This is a genomic window from Acinetobacter zhairuonensis, assembly GCF_022601715.1.
GTDB lineage: Bacteria > Pseudomonadota > Gammaproteobacteria > Pseudomonadales > Moraxellaceae > Acinetobacter.
The window spans coordinates 42,664-50,009 of the sequence record NZ_JAKVIM010000025.1 but is presented as its reverse complement, the minus strand read 5'-3'; the positions used below and the strand labels follow the sequence as shown (position 1 = coordinate 50,009).

Genomic DNA, 7,346 nt, shown 5'->3' with positions numbered 1-7,346 from the left:
ATATGATTCACAAGGAATCGACCCAACAACAATACAATAACTGCTGCAATCAGCGTATAAAACGCATTAAAAGTAAGTGCCATAATTCTTGTCCGTCAATTTTATCTGTTGTTATACAGATAAATAATAACGCTCTAAGTATGAAAAGCTACAAGCGGCAATTTGTACAAACAGTGAAACACTCTGTACGCTATATATGCTTGCAAACTTAACTTTTGAGCAAGAGAATTTAGAAGTTGTAGCGTGCCATTGCACCTACGCGATTATCTTTCCCTTTTACCCCAGAGAAAGTTTCACGCTCACCATAAATATATTCCACCCCAAGCGTGACAGGAGTCACTGGGCTGTACATCACATTCAGCCAACCTTGTTGTAAGGTTTTGTTCTGTAAGGTATCTGTCGAAGCCAAATAATCAGCAAAATCATTACTGTCATTTGCCAACATCAATCCATAGCCCAAAGTACCGCGTACTTTAGGATTAAATTGATACGTCGTACCTACAGTTAAGGCATCGAATTCATTTAGATTAAGATCTGTCGTTTCAGGTCCAACATTGTAAGCCGTATTGGTATAGAGCAGGAATTTATCATCCCCTTTGACATGGGAGTAATCCCCCAGTACTCGAAGCTGATCTGTAACTTTATAGCTTGCACCTAAACCCAAGCCCCAACTAAAGGCAGTTTCATTATCCGCTTCGGTTACCCGTAACTCCTGTGCCAATACACGTAGAGATGATGTCCCTTTACCCTCGGCAAAATTCTGTTTCAACTTCGCGGTTAGTGCGGGAAAGCGATTGTCGTCACGCCCTTTTTCCAGACCTAAAAAATAGGATGTATCTGCACTTAATTTATCGCTATAACGCACCATTGGTGTACGGAATGTACCGATACCTAAAGGCGAGTTGAAATCTAGCATTTCTGGTTGTAAATCAGTCGCTAAAAAATTTGATGTGGTTTGACCAAAGAGCCAGCGATTTAAGGTGAAGTAGGCATGACGGATACGTAGTGAGTCATTGCTACCACGAAAATCTACTTCGACTTTAGCACCAAGCTCTTGACCTTCAATCGGTGCTTTAAAATCTAAGCCTAAACGGGTTGTAGTCGCGGTACTATAAAAACGATCTTCTGTTTTATTTTTATTTGGGTCATTACCTAATGACACTGCATTAATGCGGTTGAAAATAGCATTGCCACCTTCAACTTGATAAGACGCATCGCCGCGGATAAATCCATATAATTTGACTTCTGAACCGCCCGCAGTTTTAAACTGCAAAGGCGATGATTGTTCAGTATTGGCTGCTGTCACAGCAGGAACTACTGTCGTTTTCTCAACGGTTGGTGACGTGGTGGTAAGCGGTGTCGAATTCGCTACCACGGATGTTTGTTGTAGTTGTGGAAAATTCTGTTGAATCAAAGCTTTTAGTGCTTCAACTTCAGCTCTTAATTGTGCAATTTCCTCTTGCTCAGCAGATGCCGCGTGAGTCGCTGTCATCATCAAAGTTGCAATGGTAATTGCCACACTTTGCCGAATCGCAGGCTTCTTCATGAGGGGTAAACTCATTCCAAACTCCTTGTTCCTTTGCTATTTTGCATGTTTATCAAGATCTATTTGTCTCGGGTGAACAAATAAACCCATACGATAATATCAATTTCTCAATTAATAACTGTTGAAATGAAAGCGCAACATTATGCTGCCTTTTGCTCAAAAGTTTTATTATTTTTTATAAACTCTGTTTTAATTGATTCTAATTTAATCTATTCACTTCGTTTCTAAACACGACGGTTTTGCTTATCTATTATGCTAACTTCTTGTAAAAATAAATAAAAAAAAGAGGCATACGCCTCTTTTTTTCAACAACACAATATATTTTAGAAATTATAAATCGCTACCATGTTTACACGATTTTCTTCACCCGTTTTACTAGATAATGGTGTCGTTGCATTAGGTGCCGAGAAAGTCTCACGTTCACCGTAAGTATATTCAAGTCCTAAACTTACTGGTTTGATAGGGCTATAGAATACGTTTGCCCATGTTTGCCATAAATCTTTGTTCAACGCAGATGGGTTAGCTGAAGCATTGATATAATCTAAATCTGTATCATGCGTCATATAACCATAACCCAACGTGCCTCGCCACTTCGGATTAAACTGCTGGGTAATCCCTACAGTAATTGAGTCAAATTCGCTTTGTTGAATATCACCATTCGAATTGATTGAATAGCCAGGGTTAGACCAAGATACAAAGCTGCTATCCCCTTTGACATGGTAATAATCAGCTTTTAAGGTAGTACTTGGCGTCACATTAAATTTGGTCCCTAAGCCCACACCCCATGCCACTTTCTCATCATCAGAAGTTTGCTTGTCTGCCACCATAGTACGCGCAGTAACAATACCTGCATTTTCTGCAAATTTATGGTTAAAGCGTGCAGTTAGCGCAGGAATACGCATTTGGTTATCTGGATCAGAACCTAAATTAGTCCCTGAGTTATCGCTATATTTAGAATCTTCAAGTGCAAAAATCAAATTAGTTTGTGGGCTAAAGGTGCTGGTATAACGCACTTGTGGCGTACGTTTAACAGCACCACCCACATAACCTAAAGCATCGATTGTTTCAGGCATATAGTCAGGCACGGCGAAGTTCGACCACGTTTGACCAATCAACCAATTGGCATAAGTTAAATAAGCATGACGTATACGTAAAGTATCATTTGCACCAAGGAAATCGACTTCAACCTTACCTGCAACATCACCACTTTGCGTTGGTGTTTTAAAATCAAAGCCTAAACGTGTTGCAGCCAAGGTCGATTTAAAAATATCACTGTTGCCTTTACTGCCTTCTAAAGCCGCTTTGTTAATTTGGTTATATGGATGGGCTTTGTTTGGACCACCATCAATCTGATAGGTTGCGTCTGCACGAACGTTACCGTATAGATTCACCTCGGAACCGGCCACAGTAAAGCCAAGACCTTTTTTCTCTGGTGCTGGTTTAGGTGCGGCTGTTTGTGCTACTGCTTGAGCTTGCAAATTCTGCTGTTGTACATTCATTTGCTTTTGCTGCTGGGCATATTGCTCTAACATGCCACGCAACTCTTGAACTTCTTTACGGAGTTGTTCAACTTCCGTATTGGTATCCGCCTGTGCTGTACCCGCTGCTGTTGCTACACCCATAGCTAAAACTAATGTTTTTAACCCTAAAGACATTTTTTGAGTCGTCATCCTAAATTCCCTATCCATCACAGTGCAAATTATTGTTCGTTCATTCCGCTGAACATTTCTTGAGCCAAAATGTGACAGATAAGTCTGAAAACGACTATATATGCTTTAGTCTAAGTCTATTTTTTTGATATTTATACAAATTACCATTCCGTTCAGCATTAAATTTGCTCTAACTCTTTGTCTTTTCTACATAAGTATTGAATAATTATTTAAAAATAATGAATTACAATTCACTATTTCAATATCAAGTGATGAACCTAGTGATTTTTTTCACCCACAATCATACCCAAAAGGTATTAAAATCAACCTAATAAATGTCTTTTTTTCCTAAATTGATACCTTATTATTTCACCATAAGCAGTAATAAACACCCCTTTAAGGTATCTGCGATCGCTCTAATCTCAGTTTAATTCACTACACATCATTCAATAATAGCGTTGTGAGCAAATGGGTAACCTACAATTCCAGACTCACCGTGAAATTGCATCTGGCTGAATACAAGGTATAATTTTTAACAAAATACAGCCCTGTCTTCTCTTTGACATCGACAATTAAGTAAGAAAATAAATGATCGTATTATTATGAACAAATGCTAAGCCAGAAAAAAAATACCTCTTGCTCTTTCGGATGAATTCAAAGGTCAAACTGAATAGGATTTATAAATTAAAAAAGGCGTAATTGAATTTACGCCTTTGGATTTGAGCTCACCCTTAAATCGGCTGATTAAAGGTATCGCAATCCTTTAAATTTCCAGATTTAAGCCCTGCTTGGAACCATTTCATTCTTTGCTGGCTCGAACCATGAGTAAAACTATCTGGAACCACCTGACCGGTTGCCTGTTTTTGCAGATAATCATCGCCAATTTTTTGCGCAGCATCCATGGCTTCTTCAACATCCCCTTGTTGTAAAAACTGGGTCCGTTGTTGATTATGATAAGCCCAAATGCCTGCTAAACAATCAGCTTGTAACTCCTGACGAACCGAAAGTTGATTTGCTTCAGCCCGTGAAGTTTGTGTGCGAGCCTTATGAATTTGTTCAGAAATTCCCAATAAGTTTTGTATATGATGCCCAACCTCATGTGCAACCACATAGGCCTGAGCAAAATCTCCAGCTTGGTCTTGACGAGTTAATTCAGTCGGGTTTTGCTCACCACTAATCCCCATTTGCTGACGCATATCTTTAAAGAAAGTGGTATCGATATAAACTTTCTGATCGATTGGACAATAAAAGGGTCCCATCGCAGCCTGTGCCGCGCCACAGCCAGAATTGACCGCACCTGTAAACATCACCAGTTTTGCTGGTGTATATTGCTGATTCAACTGTTGCTGAAACACCATATTCCACGTGTCTTCGGTATCCGCCAACACTGTACCCACAAACTCCATAGCTTCCTGTTGCTCAGGCGTCGGATTATCCAACCCTTGGTTTTCCGCACCGACTGAAGCCTGCTGGGTCACTTGCTGGGTAGCTTGATATGCTTGTTGTGGATCTACGCCAAAAAATTTCCATGCAACAAAGGCAACGACCAGCCCTAAAATACTGATACCCCCTACTTTACGGGCACCGCCACCACGGCGGTCTTCAATATTGCTACTGACGCGACGACCTTTCCATTGCATAGCCGTATTCCTTATTTTTATGAAGTGGATCGCTATAGATTAAGCCTGTTTTGAATTCGGCCAAATCTTTTTAAACACAGTCAATACAAGAATGACGGCTAAACCCGCAGCAATACCAATCATTAAATTAATGAGTGTTGGAGTTAATGCACCCACAATACTGCCAAAATTTGGGATCAGTTCTATATGATCAACCGTCTCTTCAGTAAAATGATGAATTAAAGGTACAGCGTGATTGATAATCCCGCCTCCAACCAAGAACATGGCAATCGTTCCAACTACGGTTAAGGTCTTCATGAGCTTGGGTGCAAATGCCAATAAGAATCGGCCAATGCTTTTCTTGAGATTAGTACTTTGTTGGGTAAGATACAGTCCAATATCATCAATTTTGACAATTAACGCGACAAATCCATACACCCCAATGGTCATTACAATGGCGATGATACTGAGTACCGTTAATTTACTGATAAAGGTCGCAGTCGCAACTGTACCCAATGAAATCACTACAATTTCAGCAGAAAGAATAAAGTCAGTCCGTACTGCCCCTTTAATTTTTTCTTTTTCATAAGTGACTAAATCAGTTTCGATCGCATGTAATTCTTCTTCAGCTTCTTTTTCATTGGTCGCCTTACGATGTTGCAGACTGTGTAAAACTTTCTCCACACCCTCGTAACATAAGAATAAACCACCAATCACCAATAAAGGGTTAATCAACCATGGTGCAACCACACTAATCAGCAAAGCTAATGGCACCAAAATCAATTTATTTATAAAAGAACCTTTAGCTACACTCCAGACCACAGGTAATTCACGTTCAGCGCGTAAACCACTGACCTGTTGTGCATTCAGTGCCAAATCATCCCCTAATACACCTGCTGTTTTTTTGGCAGCAACTTTACTCATAACAGCAACGTCATCTAATACCGTCGCAATATCATCTAATAATATTAATAAGCTACTCGCCATTATATTTATCCTAAGTAATTTGCTTTATTTTAATGTGATCTTGAGAAAAAAACTGTATTTGCTTGTTGATTTATGTCCTGATTTAATTTTTTTTGACTTCTATTTTTTTCTGACTGACATTAAAAAAAATTATGCCGTACAATGTAGCCCATTAATTGACTGCAGATGTAGTAAAACACTACTTTTTGGAAAAGAAAATGAGTAATCAAGATAATCGTCCAGTGATCTTGACTGGCGACCGTCCTACAGGGCAACTTCACTTAGGTCATTTTGTTGGTTCTTTACGTTCGCGTGTGGGTTTACAAGATTCACATCATCAACATCTTTTATTGGCAGATGCACAAGCATTAACTGACAATGCCGACAATTTTGAAAAAGTGCGCCGTAATATTATTGAAGTTGCAACTGATTACTTAGCTGTGGGTATTGATCCAACTAAAACAACCATTTGTGTTCAATCTTGCTTACCTGCATTAAATGAACTGACCATGTTGTATCTCAACTTTGTGACCGTTTCTCGTTTAGAACGTAACCCAACCATCAAAGCTGAAATTCAGATGCGTGGTTTTGAACGTGATATTCCAGCAGGATTTCTGTGCTACCCAGTAGCTCAAGCGGCTGACATTACTGCATTTAAAGCAACTGTAGTTCCAGTGGGTGAAGACCAAATTCCAATGATTGAACAAACCAATGAGATTGTTCGTCGTATTAACCGTCAAATTGGTCAAGACCTTTTACCAGAATGTAAAGCACTGCTTTCTAATATGAGCCGTTTACCGGGCTTTGATGGCAAAGCGAAAATGTCGAAATCATTGGGCAATACCATTGTGCTGGATGCAAGTGATAAAGACATTAAAAAAGCCGTCAACGCGATGTACACTGATCCGAATCACTTACGTATTGAAGACCCAGGTCAAGTTGAAGGCAATATCGTATTTACCTACCTAGATGCATTTGATCCAAACAAAGAAGAAGTTGAAGAACTGAAAGCACATTATCGTCGTGGTGGTTTAGGCGACGGTACAGTGAAAAAACGTTTGGAAGGTGTATTGAAAGAACTCATCGGACCGATTCGTGAACGTCGTATCGAACTTGCAAAAGATCCTGACTACATCATGGATATTCTGAAAGCCGGTACAGATAAATGCCGCGACATCACCCAACAAACATTGGATGAAGTGAAATCAGGTTTAGGCGTTTTCCACTTCTAAACATTTTCCAAATATCAATAAATTAAAGGTCTTTTATAAGGCCTTTAATTTTATAGAATAAAAATTATCCAGCTTCCTCACAATACTCTCCAACTCTTAACGTGATTTAACAGTTAATAACGTGATTGCTCATGAATGTAGGCATATTTCCAATTATGCTAACTTCATAGTTTAGATCATCTAAACTTATAACATTTCTCCTTAACCGAACTGTGCAAACAGATTCGTTGTTCTACGCAATGATCACCCCAATCGTTGCGTATTTTTTTGTCTCAAAGTTTTTTAGACTTATTCTCATTTAGATGCTATCTTAATCAATAAAGAATAAATTTGT

6 protein-coding genes are annotated in these 7,346 nt (G+C 39.2%); 1 reads left to right on the top strand and 5 read right to left on the bottom strand.

Going from position 1 to position 7,346, the window contains the following annotated elements; genetic code table 11:
* The 5 genes from MKI85_RS15790 to MKI85_RS15770 form a co-directional block, all read right to left on the bottom strand.
* Positions 1-83: hypothetical protein (locus tag MKI85_RS15790; protein WP_241629062.1), on the bottom strand; the 83-nt coding region annotated here is incomplete at its 3' end.
* Between the two features lie 146 nt (positions 84-229).
* Positions 230-1,561, bottom strand: a complete 1,332-nt coding sequence (locus MKI85_RS15785) for a DcaP family trimeric outer membrane transporter (protein WP_241629050.1) — start codon at positions 1,559-1,561, stop codon at positions 230-232.
* Between the two features lie 308 nt (positions 1,562-1,869).
* Positions 1,870-3,216: a DcaP family trimeric outer membrane transporter gene (locus MKI85_RS15780; protein ID WP_413351189.1), complete on the bottom strand. Its 1,347-nt coding sequence runs from the start codon at positions 3,214-3,216 to the stop codon at positions 1,870-1,872.
* A 710-nt stretch (positions 3,217-3,926) separates the two neighbouring features.
* On the bottom strand, positions 3,927-4,835 hold the full coding sequence (gene ypfJ / locus MKI85_RS15775; RefSeq protein ID WP_241629047.1) for a KPN_02809 family neutral zinc metallopeptidase: 909 nt from the start codon (positions 4,833-4,835) through the stop codon (positions 3,927-3,929).
* A 39-nt stretch (positions 4,836-4,874) separates the two neighbouring features.
* Complete coding sequence (locus tag MKI85_RS15770) at positions 4,875-5,801, bottom strand: DUF808 domain-containing protein (protein WP_241629045.1); 927 nt, start codon at positions 5,799-5,801, stop codon at positions 4,875-4,877.
* Between the two features lie 197 nt (positions 5,802-5,998).
* On the opposite strand from MKI85_RS15770, the gene trpS reads away from it, so the two are divergent.
* Positions 5,999-7,012, top strand: coding sequence for a tryptophan--tRNA ligase (trpS, locus tag MKI85_RS15765; RefSeq protein WP_241629043.1), 1,014 nt, complete (start codon positions 5,999-6,001; stop codon positions 7,010-7,012).
* Positions 7,013-7,346: the final 334 nt, after the last annotated feature.

What these genes read in the sequence shown, in the direction of transcription:
- MKI85_RS15785 (WP_241629050.1), bottom strand. Translation starts at nt 1,561, where the DNA reads ATGAGTTTACCCCTCATGAAGAAGCCTGCGATTCGGCAAAGTGTGGCA.
- MKI85_RS15780 (WP_413351189.1), bottom strand. Translation starts at nt 3,216, where the DNA reads ATGACGACTCAAAAAATGTCTTTAGGGTTAAAAACATTAGTTTTAGCT.
- ypfJ (WP_241629047.1), bottom strand. Translation starts at nt 4,835, where the DNA reads ATGCAATGGAAAGGTCGTCGCGTCAGTAGCAATATTGAAGACCGCCGT.
- MKI85_RS15770 (WP_241629045.1), bottom strand. Translation starts at nt 5,801, where the DNA reads ATGGCGAGTAGCTTATTAATATTATTAGATGATATTGCGACGGTATTA.
- trpS (WP_241629043.1), top strand. Translation starts at nt 5,999, where the DNA reads ATGAGTAATCAAGATAATCGTCCAGTGATCTTGACTGGCGACCGTCCT.